The organism is Chryseobacterium sp. PMSZPI, from assembly GCF_002835665.1.
In the GTDB taxonomy this organism is placed as follows: Bacteria; Bacteroidota; Bacteroidia; order Flavobacteriales; family Weeksellaceae; genus Chryseobacterium.
Genome location: NZ_PIZV01000006.1, coordinates 59,629 through 80,847 on the forward strand (window position 1 = coordinate 59,629; position 21,219 = coordinate 80,847).

Annotated in this window: 18 protein-coding genes; 1 reads left to right on the plus strand and 17 read right to left on the minus strand. The window is 34.2% G+C overall.

Going from position 1 to position 21,219, the window contains the following annotated elements; genetic code table 11:
- Positions 1-11 precede the first annotated feature (11 nt).
- From CW752_RS01990 to CW752_RS02000, 3 genes are read right to left on the minus strand one after another with little or no spacing between them, the layout of a single operon-like run.
- Positions 12-1,172 carry a DUF2931 family protein gene (locus CW752_RS01990; RefSeq protein WP_101238121.1) on the minus strand — a complete coding sequence of 387 codons (1,161 nt, stop codon included), beginning with the start codon at positions 1,170-1,172 and terminating at the stop codon, positions 12-14.
- Positions 1,173-1,181: 9 nt separating this feature from the next.
- Positions 1,182-3,101 carry a phospholipase effector Tle1 domain-containing protein gene (locus CW752_RS01995; protein ID WP_101238122.1) on the minus strand — a complete coding sequence of 640 codons (1,920 nt, stop codon included), beginning with the start codon at positions 3,099-3,101 and terminating at the stop codon, positions 1,182-1,184.
- A 10-nt stretch (positions 3,102-3,111) separates the two neighbouring features.
- On the minus strand, positions 3,112-5,064 hold the full coding sequence (locus CW752_RS02000; protein ID WP_101238123.1) for a type VI secretion system Vgr family protein: 1,953 nt from the start codon (positions 5,062-5,064) through the stop codon (positions 3,112-3,114).
- Between the two features lie 169 nt (positions 5,065-5,233).
- Here CW752_RS02000 and CW752_RS02005 point away from each other — a divergent pair, with 169 nt between their 5' ends.
- Positions 5,234-5,776, plus strand: coding sequence for a nuclear transport factor 2 family protein (locus CW752_RS02005; RefSeq protein ID WP_117614358.1), 543 nt, complete (start codon positions 5,234-5,236; stop codon positions 5,774-5,776).
- Positions 5,777-5,805: 29 nt separating this feature from the next.
- Here CW752_RS02005 and CW752_RS17105 read toward each other — a convergent pair whose 3' ends face one another.
- From CW752_RS17105 to CW752_RS02050, 14 genes are all read right to left on the minus strand, one after another.
- Positions 5,806-5,940 carry a bacteriocin-like protein gene (locus CW752_RS17105; RefSeq protein ID WP_077417018.1) on the minus strand — a complete coding sequence of 45 codons (135 nt, stop codon included), beginning with the start codon at positions 5,938-5,940 and terminating at the stop codon, positions 5,806-5,808.
- Between the two features lie 405 nt (positions 5,941-6,345).
- The gene (locus tag CW752_RS02015) at positions 6,346-6,750 is read right to left on the minus strand and encodes a hypothetical protein (RefSeq protein ID WP_101238125.1); all 405 of its coding nucleotides are present in this window, start codon (positions 6,748-6,750) and stop codon (positions 6,346-6,348) included.
- A 212-nt stretch (positions 6,751-6,962) separates the two neighbouring features.
- On the minus strand, positions 6,963-8,315 hold the full coding sequence (locus CW752_RS02020) for a hypothetical protein (RefSeq protein WP_133121634.1): 1,353 nt from the start codon (positions 8,313-8,315) through the stop codon (positions 6,963-6,965).
- A gap of 18 nt (positions 8,316-8,333) precedes the next feature.
- A complete protein-coding gene (locus tag CW752_RS02025; RefSeq protein ID WP_101238127.1) occupies positions 8,334-9,719 on the minus strand; it encodes a glycerophosphodiester phosphodiesterase family protein in 1,386 nt (461 codons plus the stop codon).
- Between the two features lie 538 nt (positions 9,720-10,257).
- The gene (locus CW752_RS17110; protein WP_410493627.1) at positions 10,258-10,365 is read right to left on the minus strand and encodes a protein with bacteriocin-type signal sequence; all 108 of its coding nucleotides are present in this window, start codon (positions 10,363-10,365) and stop codon (positions 10,258-10,260) included.
- A gap of 259 nt (positions 10,366-10,624) precedes the next feature.
- Positions 10,625-10,765: a bacteriocin-like protein gene (locus CW752_RS17115; RefSeq protein WP_410493628.1), complete on the minus strand. Its 141-nt coding sequence runs from the start codon at positions 10,763-10,765 to the stop codon at positions 10,625-10,627.
- A gap of 172 nt (positions 10,766-10,937) precedes the next feature.
- A complete protein-coding gene (gene uvrA, locus CW752_RS02030) occupies positions 10,938-13,769 on the minus strand; it encodes an excinuclease ABC subunit UvrA (RefSeq protein WP_101238128.1) in 2,832 nt (943 codons plus the stop codon).
- A gap of 302 nt (positions 13,770-14,071) precedes the next feature.
- Positions 14,072-14,986, minus strand: coding sequence for a thiopeptide-type bacteriocin biosynthesis protein (locus CW752_RS02035; protein ID WP_101238129.1), 915 nt, complete (start codon positions 14,984-14,986; stop codon positions 14,072-14,074).
- The gene (locus CW752_RS02040) at positions 14,976-17,180 is read right to left on the minus strand and encodes a lantibiotic dehydratase family protein (protein ID WP_185117550.1); all 2,205 of its coding nucleotides are present in this window, start codon (positions 17,178-17,180) and stop codon (positions 14,976-14,978) included. The genes CW752_RS02035 and CW752_RS02040 overlap by 11 nt, the downstream gene beginning before the upstream one ends.
- A 5-nt stretch (positions 17,181-17,185) precedes the next feature.
- Positions 17,186-18,382, minus strand: a complete 1,197-nt coding sequence (locus CW752_RS02045) for a lanthionine synthetase LanC family protein (protein ID WP_101238131.1) — start codon at positions 18,380-18,382, stop codon at positions 17,186-17,188.
- Between the two features lie 422 nt (positions 18,383-18,804).
- Positions 18,805-18,972, minus strand: a complete 168-nt coding sequence (locus CW752_RS16800; RefSeq protein WP_185117551.1) for a hypothetical protein — start codon at positions 18,970-18,972, stop codon at positions 18,805-18,807.
- Positions 18,973-19,057: 85 nt separating this feature from the next.
- Positions 19,058-19,210 carry a hypothetical protein gene (locus CW752_RS16805; RefSeq protein ID WP_185117552.1) on the minus strand — a complete coding sequence of 51 codons (153 nt, stop codon included), beginning with the start codon at positions 19,208-19,210 and terminating at the stop codon, positions 19,058-19,060.
- A gap of 85 nt (positions 19,211-19,295) precedes the next feature.
- On the minus strand, positions 19,296-19,448 hold the full coding sequence (locus tag CW752_RS16810; protein WP_185117553.1) for a hypothetical protein: 153 nt from the start codon (positions 19,446-19,448) through the stop codon (positions 19,296-19,298).
- A gap of 835 nt (positions 19,449-20,283) precedes the next feature.
- On the minus strand, positions 20,284-21,213 hold the full coding sequence (locus CW752_RS02050) for a DUF3829 domain-containing protein (protein WP_101238132.1): 930 nt from the start codon (positions 21,211-21,213) through the stop codon (positions 20,284-20,286).
- Between the last annotated feature and the right edge of the window lie 6 nt (positions 21,214-21,219).

Genomic DNA, 21,219 nt, shown 5'->3' on the forward strand with positions numbered 1-21,219 from the left:
ATTAAAAAACATTACTCTTCCTGCCAATATTCTAGATCTGTTGGCTTTTGAAGAGGGATTCGACCTTCCCATTCCGGAACTACAAAGCCTTTGGGAAGAGTGTATTTAGGTGACAGCAGTTTTTTCTGTTTATCATCAAATCTTCCTAAGCGAAAACGCATCACCTGATCCTGTTTCTGTTTGTTTACAAAATAGATAACTCCTTCAACAAAATCTCCACCTGTATCCTTAGGGATTGTCACAATCATTCGATCATAATGTCCTTTTTCAAAAGTTACCTGAAGATTTTGTGGCAAAAGAACATTTCCTTCAAACCATCGAGACTCATTATCATAAGAATGCCAGATTAAATCCATTTGAACAGGGAGTTTTAACTGATGTGATGAGTTAAGGTTTTTAGGATAGTCAACAAAACGATTAGCCCATTTCAGAAAGTAAGGTGTAGAATCTAGAAAATAAACACTTCCATCTTTTGAATAATAAGTGATTGAATATTTATAATCTTCTTCACTGCTAAAACCTAGATCATATTTATGCTGTTTATCTCCTTTTTCCCAAACTGAATAGGGAATACCGTGAAAGAAACGAAATATATTCGCAATTTTAAATCCTTCGGATAGCTTTTCATGTTCTTCAACATATTTTTTATAATTCGTATCATTTTCTTTCCAAACACCAATGTTTTTTGCTTTAAATTTGGTAATTTCTGTACTTGAATTCCCCCCTCTCATCCAAACGGTTACATTACCTCCCGGGGCAAAACCGGTAACAATTAGTCCATAATCCAATTTTTCACCATAAGAATCTATTATTTTATTTTTAAACAAATTGAGCATTTCTTCTCTTGGTAATTTATGGCCAACTTTATATTGAACTCCATCTGCATCACAAATCCAACTTACTGATATACTATCCGGAACGGGTTTGTAAATATCACCACCTGTATACCCTCCACTCGTTAAGCCCCAACCAGGTTCTATTCCCCCAGCAGAAGCCCCAGCAATACTTTTTCCTTGATAAAAATATTCTACAAATGGGCCTGATGCTCCATAATATATAGGTGCGGAAATTCCTGCATTCCATTCAAATTTATCCTTAGGATTGCAGCTCATTATTAACAATAAGTTTGGTAAGAATAGTGCTATACTCTTAATTTTATTTATTTTTTCCATATATTTTTACTAAGGATACCATTTTTCTCTCTCATAATAGATATTCCCATCTTTATCCACTTTAGGAGCAACTGGTTGGTTAACAAAACCTACACTTTCCAAAATATGATGGTCGCCTGTTTTAACACCTATTGCAGCAAGTCCTCCAAAGTTAGCAGAAAGATGAATATAATGGTTACAGATATGCTGATATATTTCTGAAGATATTGTATAATTTCCAACTCCTTCTTTTTTACTCTCCTCCAGCATCAAATCCATATATTGTTTCAATACTTTATATTTATCTGTCTCAGGAATTTCATACTCAAATTCATGGGGAACTTTGGGATTCGCTATCTTATAATCATCATAAAAAGGCACCTTATTATCAATCGCTTTTTGCAGCATCATATACATTGCTACTAAACTGTATTTATTAGAAATATACCTCGAATCTTCCAGAATATAATGGTCTGATTCTTTGGTTTGAAATATTTGATAATAGGGGTTTTGGGATACTGTTTTTTCTTTATCCGGGAAATCCGGTTCTGCTTTGATTTCCCGTGTTCCCACTCCTGCACTCGTTATTGTTGTTTCTTTTACGTGATCGTAGGTATTTCTAAATACAATCTCTTTTTCTGTAGAGATGCGCTGGTTGATATAAAACTGTCTTATTTTTTCTTTTTCTTTAAGGATTTTATCATCTCCTACCTTCACATCAAAATAATCCAAAACAGCGGTATATTTATCCAGATGGGCATAGCCACCGCCTATATCCGAATGGGCACCCAGCATCGATATCGTATAACCTTCTTCTGTTGGTGTTAATGCAAAATTTTTGCGCCATTCATTATGGGCAGTAATATGGAAAATCTTTTTGATTCCCAACCCGGATACTTTGGTATTGATCTTCTCCAGTGATGCCTGTCCAAGAAAAGCAGCAATACTATAGGGAACCGTTAAAGGATTGATAGCCAGCGCTCCCGCTACTTTATATCCAATATTTTCTTTCACCACCATATCGGAAATTACTGTATCAAATACTCCCAGAAAACGGATTTCTATGGAAAAAGTATCTCCAACAGGTTGATACCCTGCTTTTATCAATCTTTTTCCAAAGAGCCCTCCTGCATGTACAGAGACATAAGATACCTTGGGACGTCCCATTTTAGTATCCATTTCATCCCTCATCACTGTATCATATTTTACCGATTTCTTTACTTCATTACAGAAATGCCTTGCAGCAGCAGCTCCACGGCTAAATCCGAAAACATCAAATACAATCTTATTGATCTTCTTATCTTTAGGAATACTACTAAATTCATTGGCTATAACATTTTTAATTCCTTCTTCTACTCTGCCAATCACTCCCCAATCTCCTCTTCCTGCACAGGAACCTGCAATATCGTCTTCCTTATCCTGCTTCGTTCCTATGCCTTCTACATATTGTTTTAAAATAGCATAGTTTCCATATTCCGGATGAGCATCTTCACTTCCTTTTGCATCTTCACTCGGGTTCTTTTTCTCTTTATAAAGATCAAACAGTTTGGCAACGTTTGAATAAGGATTCCAATAACTATCGCGGTCTGAGATTTTAATCTTTTTTTGTTTTCCGGTTTTGGGATCTTTGATGGTTTCGTAATATTCCTGGGGAACGGTATCATTTTTATAATAGGTTTCTCCGGAGTTGATCTTACTGTAATAGGTCTTATCAGAATTATACCTGTTATTTCCTGTACCATCAAAAAACATCCCGATAAAAATATTTACAGAATCTTTAGGCTGATACGCCGGAGCTTTTTCTACCGCGGAGCCGTGATGAATATCCTTATCTGCATTCAGATTATTCAAACCCAATGCATTGATATTGGTATTCCCTTCAGAGTACAGATTATACCCTTTTTCGGTTACTTTAGTATATTTCCCGTTGACAATTCTTGTTCTGCTCATAGGAAAAATATTAGTGATTATGCCCTTTTTCACCACTGTTCATATGGATCGAACTTTTCGTATGGCTTGTAAAGTTTTCTTCAGTACTGAAATTCATTTCTTTTCTTGAAATTTCATTACGTTCCTGTTTTACTTCGCTGTGTACGTCTCCTTCTATAAACTCGGTGAGTTTTCCTGTGATGAAAACCTGGGAATCTCCTATCACGGAAGAGGTTTTTATCATTCCCACACTTTCACTATGATTCATCGTCACCGTATCTGTTTTATTCATACCAACGCTGGTAGACATATTTTGTCCGACATTGATATTGAGATTTCCGCCTGCATTAAAATTGATATCATTAGGTGCAGATACTGTGATGTTTCCTTTGCCGTCCATGAAATAGTTGTTTCCGCTTGGGTCTACAATATTTACGCTTCCTTCGGCATCATCCATCAGAATACGGATACCGCTTCTGGTCTGAATAGATTTTAAATGGTTATTCACGCCACCGCCAAGGGCAACCCCACCATGGAACATTCCGCCCATCACGAAAGGACGGTCCGGATGGTTATGTACAAATCCCACCATTACCTGGTCTCCCACTTCCGGAATAGCTACATAGCCTCTGTTTTGGGTGATCTGATCTGTTCCTCCCGCATCCGGGCTCATTACTCTGATAAAATCTGTAGTTTCATTAAGCTGCCACAGGAATTTTACTTTTACACGGCCCTGTCCCAAAGGATCTTCGTTGGAAATTACTAGGGCCGGCTGTATTTCTGCAAAAGGGGTTGTAAATTCAGGTTTCGGGATGAATCCTGTATCAGAAGCAATGGCTTCAAAGCTTCCTTTATAATGGCCTAAGGTATCAATCTCATGGGTTACCTCTGTCATCATCAGTTTTGTGAAATATCCTGTTTTACTGGAATCAGGTTTTCTCAGGTAAAGATCTGCGGTACATCCGGGATACAGAAATGGCATTGTGGTATCACCGGATACTACAAATACATCTACTCCTTTGCTGCCCCATGCTCCTGTTTGGGAATTTACCACATCCATATCGGTAGCTGCCCTGATAGGAGCCGACTGAAGTGAAGGGGTTTTAAAAATACCTTCGTTATTTGAATAAGCAGTTTGGGCAAGACTTCCCATATGCTTTAACGGTGTTTCCCCTGATGTTAACATAGCATTCTTACTGCTGTTATATCCATAATAACCGGGTTGGGTATGGATTGCTCTAAGTTCGGTATGAATATTTGAGGCGTTACTTCCGCTTATTAGCTCGAGAGGTGCAGCCGGAGCCGGCATATTTCCGAAATGCAGCACTTCTCCATCATAGAAAAACTGTTCTCCATAGGCTTCTGCTAGTCGGCATAAGTAATTATAATGGGTTTCATTATACTGGGAGCTGTAGACAATTTGTGATGAAGCTTTGGCATTCACTCTGAAATCATACCAAAACGGATCTATTCCCTGTTTAATAACCTCATCGGCTATAATTCCTGTATTAACAGGCTGCGATCCCCCAAAGCTCTGGGTATGTGGAGATCCGTCTAAAAGAATCGTAGGGCTGAAACCTTTTAAAACAATATTTCCCCAACTATGAGCTTCCTGGCTGAATCCTACCTTGGTAATGATTCCTACGAAAACCCTTTCAGGGCTGTTTTTGGTTTCAAAATCTTTGTAAGCAATTTTGATGGTAAGACGTTTTCCTAAAAATGCATTGGCCTGTTCCAGCTGATGGCCCTGTTTTTCGGATAAGGCATCATGAGCCAGCGTTAGCTCAAATTCGTGATGGGTTACTGCGCTTTGCTTTAATTTGAAATGTTTAAAACTGGAAATGATTTCACCATTGATTACTGCAGAAAGTTTTACAATGCGGTTGATTCCCGCTATATTATTTTCTTTCACTGCCTTGGCATTATCGGGAGCACGGTATCCATCAGTAAAGGATACGCGTTCTGAAGTCGTATTTTTTTTCATGTCTTATATTTGTGTTATTCTGGCCCTGATTATCACAAATATAAAAAATATTTTAAAATTAAATCCACAATTCGAGAAATATAATTATTTTATTAGGAGAATTTGGAAATTATTCAACAACTAATACCTTGGTACATCTTTTGAATTTAAAAAAGCTAATATTCTATCCATGAAAAGATCACTATTCCTATACCTCAGTATTCTATTCCTCTTTTTTGCTTGCAAGAAAAATACAACCCGGTCCCCTATGGCCTCGGATGCTATGATTGGATTTAAAATTAAAGAATTGTACACAACATACGGTAAATCTAATGAAGCTGTTTATCGTCAGCCAATTCCTGATAATTTATTTTCCTCTGAATTGAAAACTCTTCTCGAGAAAGTAATATCCGCTTCTAAAGCCGATATTGAAAAGGTAAAACATAGTGATCATCCCGATGAAAAGCCTCTGATCATTGAAGGAGCTGTTTTTTCCAGCTTATATGAAGGGTATACGGATTATAAGATCCAATCGATAGATATTCATGATAAAGCAGCGACTGTAAAGGTTCGGTTTGAGTACAATATGGTTGATCCCAAGGAGGTATGGACTGACACGATACATCTGATCTATTCAGATAAAGGATGGAGAATTGATAATATTACTTTTGATTCTATCGGAAATTCTAAAGACCTTATTACAAGATTAACGGATTATATCACACCACAATAAAAAAGCCGCTAAAAAAGCGGCTCAATTTTTTATGGACATTGTACGATTGGAACATCACTACAAATTACTTTATTTGCCCACTCGCAAAATGTACAGTATTTTTTAGGCTCTCCTCCGTACACTGACTTTAAATCTGACTTAGTCAGCTTCTTTAAATTTTTCATATAGTTTTAATTTTATGGTTTTGTAAAATTATAATGAATTTATTATTATATATTACAATTTCATATGTAAATTTTACAGAATTTTCATTTATTTCATAAAATTAAAATAGGAAGCTGTTTAAACTTTTATATTGATTATTTTTAACCACAAAAGATTTCACCTCTTAAGTTTTTTAGAGTCAGGCCTTATGCATAATAAGGACACTTAAGCTTTGTGAAAATCTTTGATTTTCATCTGATATGGACTTTTCTACGAAATCGTTTTAAACAAACTTACTTAAGTGAACTAAAGTGTTTTAAAATGAAAGCCTTTGTGGTTTATAAAGTTTAAACAACTTTTAGATAAAAAAGGCATAACTCAAAGAATTAAAGCAAGATATGTTTTTGGGGTTATTTTTCCCAATATTATTTGTTACTAATTTCAACGGTAACAGGCATTACATAAGTAAAAGCAACCATATTTTCATTCAGGCTTTTTCGGTCTACCCTGTAGTCAAGTTCACTGAGAACTGTTTCAATTTCTTTGTTTACATTTTTGCAGTCTCCGGTAGAATGTACATTTACGATTTTACCATTTTGGGAGATATCAAATTTTACCACTGAATTTACAGTTCCTTGTTTAAAATCAGGATTGGTAAGATCAAAATTAGCGATCAGTCGATTTCTTATATCGTTAAAAGTTTCATTCTTATTTAATTGAATCTCTTGGATGGTATTATGATTGGTGGCTTGTGCCTTAACAGTATTCATTGCCACAACGAATCCGCCAATGAAAAGTGAAGCCATTAATATTTGAATTTTATTTTTCATAACAATCTGGTTTTAAATATTATACTTAATCATTTATATCTCTTACCCAAAGTTATTAAAATAATTCATATTAAATTTACATTCAGTTAACATTTGGTTAACATTAAAATTAAATACCTGATTTACAGGTGAATAAATTTAAAAACAATTTAAAAATTAATATTGAAAGCTAAAATTAAGCTCATAAATCAATGTTTATGAGCTTTAATCTATTAAAAGTTAAACATCATCCTTGCCTGAAGTGAGTTGAAGTTTTTATCATCAGGATAATAAGGGTTATCCAGGCGGCTATAGGTATAAGCCAGCATCAAAATAGCATGCCTATTGAAGGTATAATTCAACCCTACAGTTGCAGAATGCATTTTTCCTCCTGCCAGGCTCATGGATTCATTAGGATAGTCTGTAATATTTCCGTCCGGATAAAATCTGTTTCTTCCTTTTACAAATACATCTCCCGATTTAATATCATTCAGATTGGTATAACTGTAACGGGCAACTGCTTCTATGGCTCCTTTTTCATATACTCCTTCCATCAAAGCAAATTCTTTACTGTATTTATAGCTGGGTTTGCTATTGAGCAAAGCCCCCAATTCAATATATCCTCCATCAAAACTCGTTGAAGAAAGCGGGTTCGCTTCTTGCCAGCTTTTAAGTGTCGTCCAGCTCCAAAGTCCCCCTAACTGATTGTTAAAAAGAGTCTCATCATCTCTTTTTTTCGTAATCTTCTGGTAAATATATTCTCCTCTTACAAAATACTTTTGTCTTTTGTATAATACATCTACTCCTATTTTATATATATTTTTTGCCCATAATACATTGGTCCCTAAAAACTTATTGGGTTGTTCCAGTGGATTCTCCATAGGAGCAGCAACATTCTGATTGGTTTGTAAAACCGTATTATTATCTATAAGGTTTCCACCATTGTTTCTTTTGTATCGTAAAGAGACTCCAACGTGTGCAGTTTGTTCTTCATTGTTAACCGGAATATAGACATAACGTCCTGTAACATTCCAGCTTTGATTTCCGGTTGCTTTTTTATTTTCATAGACATCTTCTGTAAAGACACCTGTATCTGAAAAGAATTTTGAATTAAAATATTTATAGGTAAGTCCCAGAGCTCTGAAGTTTCCTAAAGCAAATACTGCTGAAGGGCGTGTGATAAAGTGCATTCCATATTCACTGGTATTCAGGTTCATTGAAAATGGTTCTGCGTAGTACCCCAGCTTCAAACTCTTGCTGCTTTTCTCGTCATTTTTCAGATAATAGCGGATAAATAAATTTCGTTGTGTAAATTCTCCCCTACCAAAATCAAAATCGCCATAAAAGTACCAGTTTTTATAAGTTAATGAAGTTCTTAATCGAGCATCATCAATAGCTGCACCGGACTTTACCTTAGTGTAATCGCTAGTATTATATGCTAAATCGGTAAAGAAACGTGCTCCTAAATTGATTTTCACATCGTTTTCTTTGTCTTCGTAGATATTGTATGGTTTTAATTCGGCTTTATCCTGGGCTTGAGCATTGAAAGCCAATATTATTAATATAGGTAAAATTATTTTTTTCATTTCGATTCGTTATTAATGTTAATACCCCAATTCGTCTAGTATTGCAGGCGCCATTTTTACATTCTCAGGAGCTCCTGACGGTCTTACTCCTTTGGATATATAATAATCCAGGGTCATTTCTGAACGGTTGGTAAACATTCCGTCCACATAAGGTGGCGGAGCCTGTCCGGGGATGGTATTCCCATAATTATAATCTCCAAAATATTTTTTCATTTGATCCATTGTATCGAATGAATAAGCATGAATTCTCATATTTGATTTTCGGATAAGTGTTGCCTGCCATGGTCTTAGCATCTCAGGATAATTATTGGGTGCTCCGGCTATAGCAGGTCCCATGAAATGGGCCAGATTTTCTATCCCCAGATTAATGAAAGATGCATAGCCCTGAGGAGAATCATCGATGAGATCTGTAGCACCATTTCCCTTCCATAACAGAAAACACATAGGGATTTTTCCCTGAAAGGCATCTTTAGCCTGCTTCAGACTAGAGAGAGAAAACGTTTGAAGAATAACTTTACCATTTGTATTTCCAATATTTACTTTTTTATCTTTATACCACTGTGCATTAGTAGCTGCAGGTTTATCGATGATATTCCATCCTAGTCTGGAAAGTTCTTTTCCAAGAACAGGCGGTGTTAAAGCAGGATTTAACCAAGGCTCCTTAAACTCGATATAAACTCCCGGACGATTCCCTGAATCTTTGTCGTCCACTTCATATAAAAAAGTATAGGTTGCCTGTTTTTTTCCTTTTACCATTACTATATCGCGACTGTTATCAGGTTTTCTTTTCAGCTTTTTACCTTCTCCGATTCTTATAAGGTCTTCCAATGTAGAAATATATTGATGCTGAGCAACGAACCCTGATCTGGCTTGTTCCGGATTAGCATCATTAAACCATTTTCCGGCATCCAGTTTCATTAGTTCCCAATACATATAGGAATTAGCAGCTCCCGGTATAAAGCCCGCCTTATCCGCAGCAATCTGCGTTTCAATCTCAGAGGCTGTCATCATTGTAAATGTCTGATAGTACTCCCTTCTCATGGATTCTGGAAAAGTTTCACCAAAGACATTCTCATAATTGGTTGTTCTTTTGAGATTATCATCATGGAGAGCCAGGATAACACCATCCTTAGAAATCTGTAAATCTGCTTCCAGATAGTCTGCTCCAATATTTCGAGCCCATCTGTAAGCTGATTCTGTTTCTTCAGGAGTCCAGAATGTACTTCCTCTGTGAGCAATGACCGGGTATTGAGGCACGTAATCCCTAACTTTTGTCATTTCTGAAGAAAGTTGCATGACGGCAACTTTAGTAACATCAGCAGAACTGTCATTAAATGAATCCTGCTCATTACAAGCCATCAACGTTACCGCTATAGCTCCTAATTTGAATACATGTTTTAACATAATAGATTTATTAAATGTTTTTTGCTTTTTGATCAATAATTTTTCCCTGTTGATGAGCCTTTTAATGGTTATTAGTAATTTTATTTTTGATTTATCTTAATCCCTATCTAATCAATCATTTAAATAGAGTATAATATGTCTAAGTCTATTTTTTTATTTCATGATATTGTGATATTCAAGATCAGGTAAGCCCTATTCAAAAGATCATAACAAAGGCTAGAAATACTGAATGGATCGGATTAAATCGTATGTTTAAAAATGATGGAATTGAGATGGAATAAGAGTTTAAAGAAACCGGACATTTTATTTTTTTTCATTTGCGCAAAAGTAATAAAATAAAACCGGCCATCAGAGCATTTTTTTAGCAATAAGAAACCTTATAAGTAAAAGCACTAAATATGTAAAAATAATTCTACATTTACATCATATACAAAAAAAGAATCTGCAAAAAAGCAGATTCTTCTTAATCTAATCAAGAAATAATATTTGAGAATTAACAGTGTATTGTAAGCGGTTAATTCTTACCTTTAAAAGGTTTTTATTCTCCTTGTTTACACATCCAAGGACATGCAGTCTGGCAGCTACATTTGTCTCCGCCCATTACTGTTTTCAATTCCGCTTTGTTTAATGGTCTTAAATTTTTCATAATAAATATTTTGTGATTTGGTTTTGTAAAATTATCACTTATATTACTTTATTGTTTACATTTTCATATTTAATATTTATATAATTCACATATTTATGAAATAATAAATTATAAAACAAAACACCCACTCAATTTGTGAATTCTTAATATGATTTATTTGCTTTAATTATTTTTTAAACAAAATTCAATTAAAAAGCTGCACTCAATATTCTTGAGACAGCCTTTTAACTTTTCGAAAATCTAGATTAGCATAGAAATGTTATTCCCATGGACATTTTGGCTTTACCCCACATACCTGCGTGCCAAATCCACATTTTTTACAAATTCTTTGTGCTTCAATTTGAGCTCCTCCATACGTTAACTGTAGTTCAGCTCTACTTAATTTTTTTAGGTTTTTCATGATAATAAAATATTTTGCTTTATAAAATTAACAAATATTTTTCTTTATCTTTTATATTTTCATATTTACATTTTATAAAATTCACATATAAGTGATAATATTATGCTATAAATAAAAAAGAACCTACATAGAGTAGATTCTTTTTATATGATGATCTATTTATCTTAAAATTTTATTCCAGTTCTCTCTTCAGGAACTTCCCTGTCAGACTCTTCTTTGATTTCACTATTTCTTCAGGGGTTCCCTGTGCAACGATTTGTCCACCATGTTTTCCACCTTCGGGACCTACATCAATGATATGGTCTGCCAGTTTAATTACATCCATATTGTGCTCAATGATGATGAATGAGTTTCCTAGTTCTACCAATTGGTTGATGGCATCCATCAGGATTTTGACATCTTCAAAATGAAGTCCTGTAGTAGGCTCATCCAGGATATAAAGAGTATTTCCGGTTTGTCTTTTCGCCAGTTCCGTTGCTAACTTGATTCGTTGCGCTTCTCCTCCTGAAAGGGTTGTTGACTGTTGTCCTAACGTAATATACCCTAATCCTACATCCTGCAGTGTTTTTACTTTCGCAAAAATCTTAGGAATCGGTTGGAAAAATTCTACAGCTTCATCGATTGTCATATCCAATACATCGGAAATTGATTTTCCTTTGTATCTTACCTCCAGGGTTTCTCTGTTGAAACGTTTTCCATTACAGGTTTCGCAATGAACATATACATCCGGAAGGAAGTTCATTTCAATAACTTTCAATCCTCCTCCCTGACAGGTTTCACATCTACCTCCTTTCACATTGAAAGAGAATCTTCCCGGCTTATACCCACGAATTTTACTTTCCGGTAGTTCTGCAAAAAGGTTTCTGATATCTGTAAACATTCCGGTATAGGTTGCCGGATTGGAACGGGGTGTTCTACCAATTGGCGTCTGATCCACGTCTACAATTTTATCAATATTTTCAAGGCCCTCTATCTTTTTGTAAGGTAATGGCTCCTGAACAGCTCTGTAGAAATGTTTGTTAAGAATCGGATACAAGGTTCCGTTAATCAGCGAAGATTTTCCACTTCCTGAAATTCCGGTTACCACTACTAATTTTCCTAAAGGAATATCTAAGGTTACATTTTTAAGGTTGTTTCCTGTAGCTCCTTTTAATACTATATTTTTTCCGCTTCCTACTCTCCTTTCTGCAGGAATTTCTATTTTTCTTTTCCCATTAATATATTGAGCAGTAATGGTATCAGCTTTCAATAAATCTTTGGGTTTTCCCTGCCAAAGGATTTCTCCTCCGAATTTTCCGGCTTTAGGACCGATATCCAATACCTCATCGGCCTCCAGAATCATATCTTTATCATGTTCTACCACCAATACGGAATTTCCGATATCTCTAAGATTCTTTAAGGAATGAATAAGTCTTTCGTTATCTCTTTGGTGCAAACCAATACTTGGCTCATCCAGAATATACAAAACATTCACCAATTGAGATCCAATCTGAGTTGCCAGACGTATTCTTTGTGATTCCCCTCCTGAAAGAGTTTTTGAACTTCTGCTTAAACTTAAATAATCTAAACCTACATCCAATAGGAATTGAAGCCTGGTTTCAATCTCTTTTAAAATTTCGTGAGCAATAATTTTGTTTTTCTCTGAAAATTTATCTTTCACATCGCTTAGCCAATCTTTTAAATCGGCTAAACTTAAAGCGTTAACCTCAGCAATATTTTTCCCATCTATTTTAAAGCTTAAGCTTGAAGGCTGAAGACGGGTTCCATTACATTCAGGGCAAGTTTCTTCTGTGGTAAAGTGTCTTTCCAACAAAATAGCTTCATAAGATTCTCTTTCATCAATAATCTCTTCCATGAAAGTAATCAAACCATCGAAACTGATTTTGATTTTCTTCGTAATTCCTGCATACTTCAAGTCCTTATTGAATTCTTTATGGCAACCATTGTAGATATAATCCAATGCTTCTTCCGGAATATCCTGCAAAGGTGTTGTGAGCCCTAATCCAAAGATTTCAAGGATGTTTTTAACTTGTGAAAGAATCCATTTGTTGGATTTAATGTCTTCTAACGGTAGTAATCCGCCTTGGTTTATTGATAATTTAGGATTATCTATAAAATAGTCGGTATTGATTTTCTTTATGGTTCCTAATCCTTTACAATTTGGACAGCTTCCTTTCGGAGAGTTAAATGAAAACGTGTTGGGTTCGGGCAAAGCTAATGAATGTCCGGTTTCTGCATCCATCAGGTTTTTTGAAAAATACTCGATATCGGTACTTCCCAATTTTTGGATCCCGATGATACCCTCTCCCATTTCCATTGCTGTTCTCAGGGATTTTTCCATTCTGCCTTCTGAGGCATTTTCTCCAATAATCCAGCGATCGATAACAATATCGATATCGTGGGTTTTATAACGGTCTAATTTTAAATCATATTCAATATCCTGTAATTCACCATCGATTCTGGCTTGCCCGTATCCTTTTTTGGCCATCTGTACAAAAAGTTCATGATAATGCCCTTTTCTGGAACGAACAACAGGAGCCAATAACATAATTTTTTCTCCCTTATAGTTTTCTTTGATGGTATCTAAAATCTGATCTTCGGTATAGCTTACTAATTTTTGTCCTGTAGATAAAGAGTATGCATCCGAAACCCTCGCATATAAAAGGCGCAAAAAGTCATACAACTCTGTAACAGTTCCTACTGTTGAACGAGGATTTTTATTGGTTGTTTTTTGCTCAATCGCAATTACAGGAGAAAGGCCTTCAATCTTATCTACATCAGGACGTTCTAATCCCCCCAGAAACTGACGGGCGTATGCAGAGAATGTTTCAATATAGCGGCGCTGGCCTTCTGCAAAAATAGTATCAAAAGCCAGTGAAGACTTCCCACTTCCGGAAAGCCCGGTAATTACTACCAGTTCGTTACGCGGAATTTTAACATTAATATTCTTTAGATTGTGTTCACGAGCTCCGTAAACTTCTATATATTCTGTTGATTTGCTCATAATTCGGGGTGATTTTGCCTGAAAATCACAACGTGCAAAATTACGGAATTTTTGTGGAATTTTTAATGATGGACTCTGAAAGTAAATTGGTAAATATAAAAGATTTCAAATCCATTGGATTTAAACAAAACTTAATAAAAAAAATATTTTAAAACCATTAAGAATTTTTAAGTGATTAAGGATCATTAAGATCATAGTTGACTATGTATTAAGCGTTATGCTTTATCCATCTTTGATGGATCTTAATTTTCCTTAAAACCTTCATTTTTCTTAATGGTTTATATTTTTAGAGCCTGTTACATTTAAACTAGAACCTTCTGTTTATATTTGATATTTTTAGTATTATTTTTTCTAGCCATCGTACTGGCATAATACCTCTTTACAAAATCATACAAAAGTAGCTCATGTAACCTGTTTTGAGCAGGAATAAGCCTGTTGAGCAACATATGTATCAAATCAAAAGCAATGGTATTGGATATTTTTTTTTCTATTTGAATTTGTTTCATTGCGGCTACAATAGGTAATAGATCTTTATATCTTTTTCCACAAAGCGCATATAAAGGAATGTAGTTTTGGTCTTCAATGATTTCAGCTCCGGATAATACATTCTCTATTTTTATTTTATTTTCTCTATATTTCTCATTAAACTGTTTTGAGTTAAATTGATCAAACCCAAACTCTATTTTAAATGATTCGCTCATTTTGCTGATGATATCCATTTTATCTTCTTCTTTGTCATAAAACAAATTCAATGTATCATCAATCAATTTTAAACCGATAATCCATTTTATATCTTCCCTGTTGCTGTATTGGGCATTGATTGTTTTTAAAATCGTAATGACAGCATCACTATCAATATGGAAAAAATGTTCCGACTGTTCCATTAAATGAATATTATACCTTTCAACCTCCCGGTTATAAGTGTCCATTTGGATTTTCCAGACGGTATTATTATTGAGTAATTTGGAAAAAATATGATTGAATAAGATCATGATCTCCCCTAAATATTCAGGTTCCGTAATATGTAATCGCACCCTTATATGGTGATGGGGGTCTGAATACCTGATGAAAAAAAATTGTTGGATATATTTTTTTCGTTTTAAACTCGTAATCAGAGGATAGATGCTATTCAACAATAGTGTATCTGCGGTTTTGTAGCCTGTATATATTTTGAAATACAGCCATTCTGAACCGGGAGCGTATTTTCTAGTTTTCATTGTTTTTAAATAAAGGAATAATAATCTGGTTTCTATAAGGGTTTCCTAAATGATCTTTAACAACGGCAGTTTTATCATTGAATAAAAATTCAACTAAGTTGAGCGTATTATTTTTCTTTAATAATGATAAAAATACATTGACACTATGGCTATTATGAAAATCAATAAACATCTCATTGTCGCCTTCTGAAATCAGGATATATTGTGGAATATTTCTTTTTTGGGACCATTTTTTAATATTTTCCATTTTCACCTCATCATTCACCTCCTTTTCCAAGAGATTGCTCAACTCTGTTTTCTTTACCTGCCAGCTTGCCAATCGTAACACCGTATTTTTGTATCTGATCCTCGGAAGATGATTGAGGTTAAGATTAAAATTAACCATAAATCCTTTGAAAAGAAAATTCTGATGTTGGAGATCACACAGAAATTTATAAATGTCTAAAGAAGAGTTCTTATAGTTATGTGCGGTAGTGAGTACCGGCAAAATTTCTTTTTTAAGCTTTTTAGACCTTAAAACAATTTTATCGCGCTTCACCGATATCATAATATCTGATAACGGAATTACAAATTGTTGATCGAGATTAGAATTTGACAAACAGGTGATTTCATATTGCGTCAGTTTAGGTCTTATTGAAATATTTCCAATTCTTGGAGAATCGGATAAGTGAGAAAGCTCCACAAGTTCAGCATTGCTGTTCGCCTGTTCTATTTTTATTAGATCCTGAATATAAGCTTCCATCTTTTGATCAAGCCTTGAAAACCTACCCATAAGATTGGCTCCGGATCCTGCGCCTACAAAATGGATGTGCAATAAGGTATTGCTGGACGGATCATTGATCACTTCAAACATCGAATGAAGTACAGGAGGTGTATTAACCGGCTCTAATTTATCCCAGAAGGGAAAATCTTCTTTTGATAAGGTAATTTCATGATGTTGAGACTCTTTAGCCTTCAGAATTTTTTCCATTAAAACATCCTGTATCTGATCCCATTTCCTTTGTTCCTGCCCCGCCCTTTTCATATGGGTCTGAAAATTATGGATTAAAGAATTACTATATTCATTTCCCACATTTTTACCTACAGGATAACCAATCCCGATTTCCGGATCCAGGGCATGAAGAATCGGAAGTTCTTCTGTTTCGTATTTTTCCGAATAATCATGGATAAAGGATTTCAAATCATCATTTTCATTTTTGATGGCTCCTATTTTTGATAGAAAAGAGACAGCTTCTGACAATTCATCCGTATACTCTTTACTGAGTGCGGAAGACTGAAATTGTTTTGAAGAATCAATTTGAGTAAGATATTGAGATTCAAAAGGAATCTCAATATTCTTTACGATTTTTTCTATTTGCAGAATATCGTCAGTCTTTATTGTAGCTTCCCGATGATTAAGTGTATCCAGTTCGGATTTTAATTCTTTTAATTGATTCACAATAGCATGATCTACCCCCCGTTTTTCCAAGGTTGTAATGATTTTTTCCAGATAATCTTCTCCTATTAAAGTAGGCTCCAGTTCATTGACTAAAACCTGTGATTCTATAATCTGATCAATATATTCATACAATCCTTCATCTTCCTCATATCCTTCCGAGACAAGAAAATTTAATATTTCCTGATAGCAGATACCATTTTTACTCAATACCAAAATCTTTTTTAAGACTGAACTTCTGTCTGTTGCAGAAATCTCATATTTGATTACATCTTTAGCATATTTTCTTTCTATGAAACGGTATTTATCATAGAAGGAATAGACGCTGTCGTTGGCATAGAAAAGTGTTTTTTGTTTTACTTCAGGAAGATCTTTTAAAAATAAGAAAACATTGTATAAGTATTTCATATCCATCCTGATCTTAGAGTAGGAATTTTCACTAAAAACCAACGCATTATCGTGCTCAATATTGCCTACAGATACCCCTGAAAACAAACCGAAAGGCGTTGATCGCGATTTTATCCTGCTCCAATATTTGTAGAGGGAAAGATTAATTTTATCTATTGATTTCTGGTCTTTTATTTTTCCTTCTTTATGTTTTTTAAATTCATCAAATAGTACGGGAGAAGCAATGAATAAAGGATGTAAAAAATCTTCTGATTCATAAATATCTTTAAGATCCCATCCGCTGTCATAAGTAAAAGGAAAAAAGGGATAACGGATAATAAACTGATCCGAAACGGAATATTCTTTTTTCATATGATTTACACTAATAAAAATTTTGACCAATCCGACTTGTTTTGGAGAACCAATAGCAACGCTAATCCTACTCCGGAAGTTCCATCCAGCAGACATGAACTTTCCGTATAAGCATTAGTGGTAGAATTATAGCTTACTCTTGAAAAATGCAGGGGATCTTCGTCATAGAATTCTAAGGTTTTATTGAGCCAGAGCTGTGCGGCTTCGGCATATAGGGTATGTCCTGTTTTTAAAAACTCTTTATAAAAAATTAAAAACACTCCTGCACTACCATGACATAATCCAGCATCCATAACCGTTGTTTCGTTTTTATTTCTCCTGGTAGCTGCATGTTGAAATATTGCTGCAGATTTCTCTTTCCACAAAGGTTGATTGAATGTTTCCGAAGCTTTTCTGAGCATGATAGCCACACCAAGATCGCCATAACACCACGCCAGCCTGCTTTTATATATTTGACCTTCGACTTGAAGCGATGCCGAAGGATAATAAGAGCCATATTTTTCAGGATCAATTTCCTGGGTCAGAACAAAATTAACGGCTCCTTCAATTAATCCAGCGATATCATATCGGGATTGAAAATCCGATTTGTAAACTTCCACAAGGAAAAGGATAATGCTGGACATCCCGTGGGATAAGGAAATATTGACGATTCCCTCGGTATTTTTCCATTTGATGGTATCCTGATTTCTGATCTCGGAATCATTCAAGAATTTTAAAAGGCTCTCTAATGATTTTTCTGATTGAAAATCTCCTGCCTTGTATCTTTCGAGAAAATAAAATCCTATTCCCACAGCACCATGCAAAAAATCATAGTCATTTTCCTCAATACAATGTTGGAGTTGCCCATGGAGCCATTCGTGAATCTGCGGGTCTACAAAACCAAAACTTTCATGTTCAGGATCTCTTTCTGATTCTATATAATTGATGCCGAGGCACATTCCTGCCAACCCGTTACAGTAGGTATGAAATACATTACCATTTTCAACAGATTCGAAAATGTCGTCTATATTTTGAGCCACATAGCCTTCATAATCTTTATTATGTTTTGAATACTCATGCAAGAATAGGGTTTCTCCCATTTTTCCGGATAGCAACCCAAGAGATGAAGAGGTGCTTTTTTTGATAATATCCCGGGCTATGGTTAACAGTACTTTTTCTATTTTGCTTTTTCTATCTTCTTCAATACGGATTGTTGTTTCCATTCTATGTGTTTATAATTCCTATAATGCGTCTAGCATCGAAAGTTTAATTGAATTTTATGCTTTTTTAGCCACGAATGCACGAATCTTTATATACGCATTCGTAGAGAAATAAAGATAAGAGGCTGCCGAAACAGCCCCTGTAATCTTAATAATAACAGTGATTATTCACTACAAAAAGGACCTTTTCGAGTTTGAGTACAATCTGCAGTATGAATTATAGTTACTATACCATCTGGATTACAATCTACCCCAAGCAACATATTGTGAACTTAACATTACTACCTTTATTAACTAAGTTTCCTCCGTTAATAGATTTTTTAGCTGTCTTATCCAAAAGGATTACTGTTTCTTTTGAAAATTTTAAACTTTTCTTGGTTTCACAATATAATTATTTATAGGATTGATACTTTTTTAACTATTAATTAGCAAAGCTTATAAGATGCCGGACACTTAAATTCACTAACTTTACATGCAAAACTTGGGAGACAGTCAACACTTATTACAGCTCCTCCTTTAACAGTTTTTTTAGCATTTTGATCTAAAACGATTACTGTTTCTTTTGAGAATTTTAAATTTTTCTTGGGTTTCATAATAAATAATTTTGGTTTGAGGTTTGATAATTTTTTTCTACCTGAGGTAGACAAGGTTCATATTAACAATGACTAATAAAATTCACTAGCCTTCACTACACCACCTTGGATCTTTTGTTGGGCAATAAATAGTTGGGCAATTAACTGTCGCAGCTCCACCTTTAATTCCTTTTTTAGCGTTTTTATCCAAAAGGATCACGGTTTCTTTTGAAAATTTTAAACTTTTCTTGGTTTTCATAATAAATAATTTTGGTTTGAGGTTTGATAATTTTCTTCTACCTGAGGTAGACAAGGTTCATATTAACAATGGCTAATAAAATTCACTAGCCTTCACTACACCACCTTGGATCTTTTGTTGGGCAATAAATAGTTGGGCAATTAATTGTCGCAGCTCCACCTTTAATTCCTTTTTTAGCGTTTTTATCCAAAAGGATTACGGTTTCTTTCGAGAATTTTAAACTTTTCTTGGTTTTCATAATAAATGATTTTGGTTTGATTGATAATTTTTTCTAATTATTAGAAACTATGTCACAACATACTGAGAATATCTCTCTACTATCATCAGTTAAGCTTCCTCCGTTAATAGATTTTTTAGGCGTCTTATCCAAAAGGATCACTGTTTCTTTCGAAAATTTTAAACTTTTTTTTGCTTTCATAATGTAATATTTTATGGGTTAATGTTCGTAGTTTTAAAAGAATAAGGGATTAGTCTACTTTATCAGCAGCCATATATTGAGCATTTCCCTATTGACGGGCATATGATAACGGAATTGCAATTAAGAATGGTTGGCAAAAACCCTCCTTTTATCTTTTTTTGAGAATTTTTGTCTAAGAGAGCCACAGTCTCTTTTGAGAATTTTAAAGTTTTCTTTGTTTTCATGGTGTGAATTATTTATAATTGATAATATTTATTTTTTAAAGTAAAATTTATCTAATATTCAACACATAATACTCACCAAACATTATCATAAACAAAATAAAATAGGGCTAAAAATTAGACAATACCGCAAGCAACAAACTATGTTTAAACTAATAACAATTTTAATTGTCTTTTATTGAATATTGTAAAACTACACTGAATTATTTACTGCATTGTTATAATTTAATATTTTTAAATTTCATAATTCCCACAAAAGAGAAATAATTAAAACAAATCATAAAAAAACAATATTTATTAATATTATTAATTAAAAAAATTAAGTAAATAAAAATTATATTATAAAAAACTAAGAATTAAATATTTTTTGAAAATAAAACAAAAAAAAGACTGATATAAATTATACCAGTCTTTGCTATAAATAAGAAAAAATTTTATCTCACAAAAGAATTATAAGAATTCAATACCGTTTCATAAGAAGAATCTATCTGTTGGATATCACCATTTGGTATCTTACCCGCTTCTTTAGAATCCCGGATTAGTTTTCTATAGGTATCTAAGAAATTAGAAGCATTTCTATTGAAGTTTTCAAACTGAGTCTTTTTAGATGAGTATTGTGGATCTTTCACATTAAAGTCTAATTTTGAATTTGCCTCTACCTTTTGGGCAAATTCATCATATTTTTTCTGAGCTTCTGCTTCATTAAATTTTCCTTCATATTGCCTACCCAGCAAATCGATAACCGAATCTAATGAATTCATCAGATTTTTGGAGGAAATGATATACTCCTTCATCGGATGATCTTTTAAAACAACCTCTTCAGCAGCATCTGTAGCAGGTTTTATCTTTGCCATAAGATTTTCTCCAGCAGTGAAGAAAGCATCAGCATCAGCATTAAGCTCTTTTTTAATTTGTTCTGCTTTAGCTCCTTTATCATCTTTATAATCTTCGGAATTTATATAAGATTTAAGTTCGTCAAACTTCTTCTCAATATTTTCTTTTTTTGTTTTATAAATTATAAAATCTGCCTCAACACTTGCTTTGTCTTTTTTGAAACCGGATGGGATTTCCTTGATTTTTGCAAAAGTATAATCCATAGCATTCAATACAAGTGGCATCATGAGTACCTTCTCTCCTTTTGCTTTGGCAACAGCTGCATCTGCATATCTTAAAACTCCGTCTATATGTTTTGAAGTATTTTTATAAGAATCTATAAAATTATTATTAAAATCAATAATAGCATTCGCTTCTGCTTCTCCACCCAGATTTAAAACAGCATTCCCTATTTTATCAGCACCTTTCTTACAGCTTACAGCTGTTACTGTCAAAGACAGAGTTATTGCCAATATCATAATCTTTCTCATATTTTT

Coding starts and splice junctions, on each gene's coding strand:
- CW752_RS02050 (WP_101238132.1), bottom strand. CDS start 21,213: ATGAGAAAGATTATGATATTGGCAATAACTCTGTCTTTGACAGTAACA.
- CW752_RS02045 (WP_101238131.1), bottom strand. CDS start 18,382: ATGGAAACAACAATCCGTATTGAAGAAGATAGAAAAAGCAAAATAGAA.
- CW752_RS02020 (WP_133121634.1), bottom strand. CDS start 8,315: ATGAAAAAAATAATTTTACCTATATTAATAATATTGGCTTTCAATGCT.
- CW752_RS16800 (WP_185117551.1), bottom strand. CDS start 18,972: ATGAAACCCAAGAAAAATTTAAAATTCTCAAAAGAAACAGTAATCGTT.
- CW752_RS02015 (WP_101238125.1), bottom strand. CDS start 6,750: ATGAAAAATAAAATTCAAATATTAATGGCTTCACTTTTCATTGGCGGA.
- CW752_RS17105 (WP_077417018.1), bottom strand. CDS start 5,940: ATGAAAAATTTAAAGAAGCTGACTAAGTCAGATTTAAAGTCAGTGTAC.
- CW752_RS17110 (WP_410493627.1), bottom strand. CDS start 10,365: ATGAAAAATTTAAGACCATTAAACAAAGCGGAATTGAAAACAGTAATG.
- CW752_RS01995 (WP_101238122.1), bottom strand. CDS start 3,101: ATGAGCAGAACAAGAATTGTCAACGGGAAATATACTAAAGTAACCGAA.
- CW752_RS02035 (WP_101238129.1), bottom strand. CDS start 14,986: ATGAAAACTAGAAAATACGCTCCCGGTTCAGAATGGCTGTATTTCAAA.
- CW752_RS02005 (WP_117614358.1), top strand. CDS start 5,234: ATGAAAAGATCACTATTCCTATACCTCAGTATTCTATTCCTCTTTTTT.
- CW752_RS16810 (WP_185117553.1), bottom strand. CDS start 19,448: ATGAAAACCAAGAAAAGTTTAAAATTCTCGAAAGAAACCGTAATCCTT.
- CW752_RS01990 (WP_101238121.1), bottom strand. CDS start 1,172: ATGGAAAAAATAAATAAAATTAAGAGTATAGCACTATTCTTACCAAAC.
- CW752_RS16805 (WP_185117552.1), bottom strand. CDS start 19,210: ATGAAAACCAAGAAAAGTTTAAAATTTTCAAAAGAAACCGTGATCCTT.
- CW752_RS02025 (WP_101238127.1), bottom strand. CDS start 9,719: ATGTTAAAACATGTATTCAAATTAGGAGCTATAGCGGTAACGTTGATG.
- CW752_RS17115 (WP_410493628.1), bottom strand. CDS start 10,765: ATGAAAAACCTAAAAAAATTAAGTAGAGCTGAACTACAGTTAACGTAT.
- CW752_RS02000 (WP_101238123.1), bottom strand. CDS start 5,064: ATGAAAAAAAATACGACTTCAGAACGCGTATCCTTTACTGATGGATAC.
- uvrA (WP_101238128.1), bottom strand. CDS start 13,769: ATGAGCAAATCAACAGAATATATAGAAGTTTACGGAGCTCGTGAACAC.
- CW752_RS02040 (WP_185117550.1), bottom strand. CDS start 17,180: ATGAAAAAAGAATATTCCGTTTCGGATCAGTTTATTATCCGTTATCCC.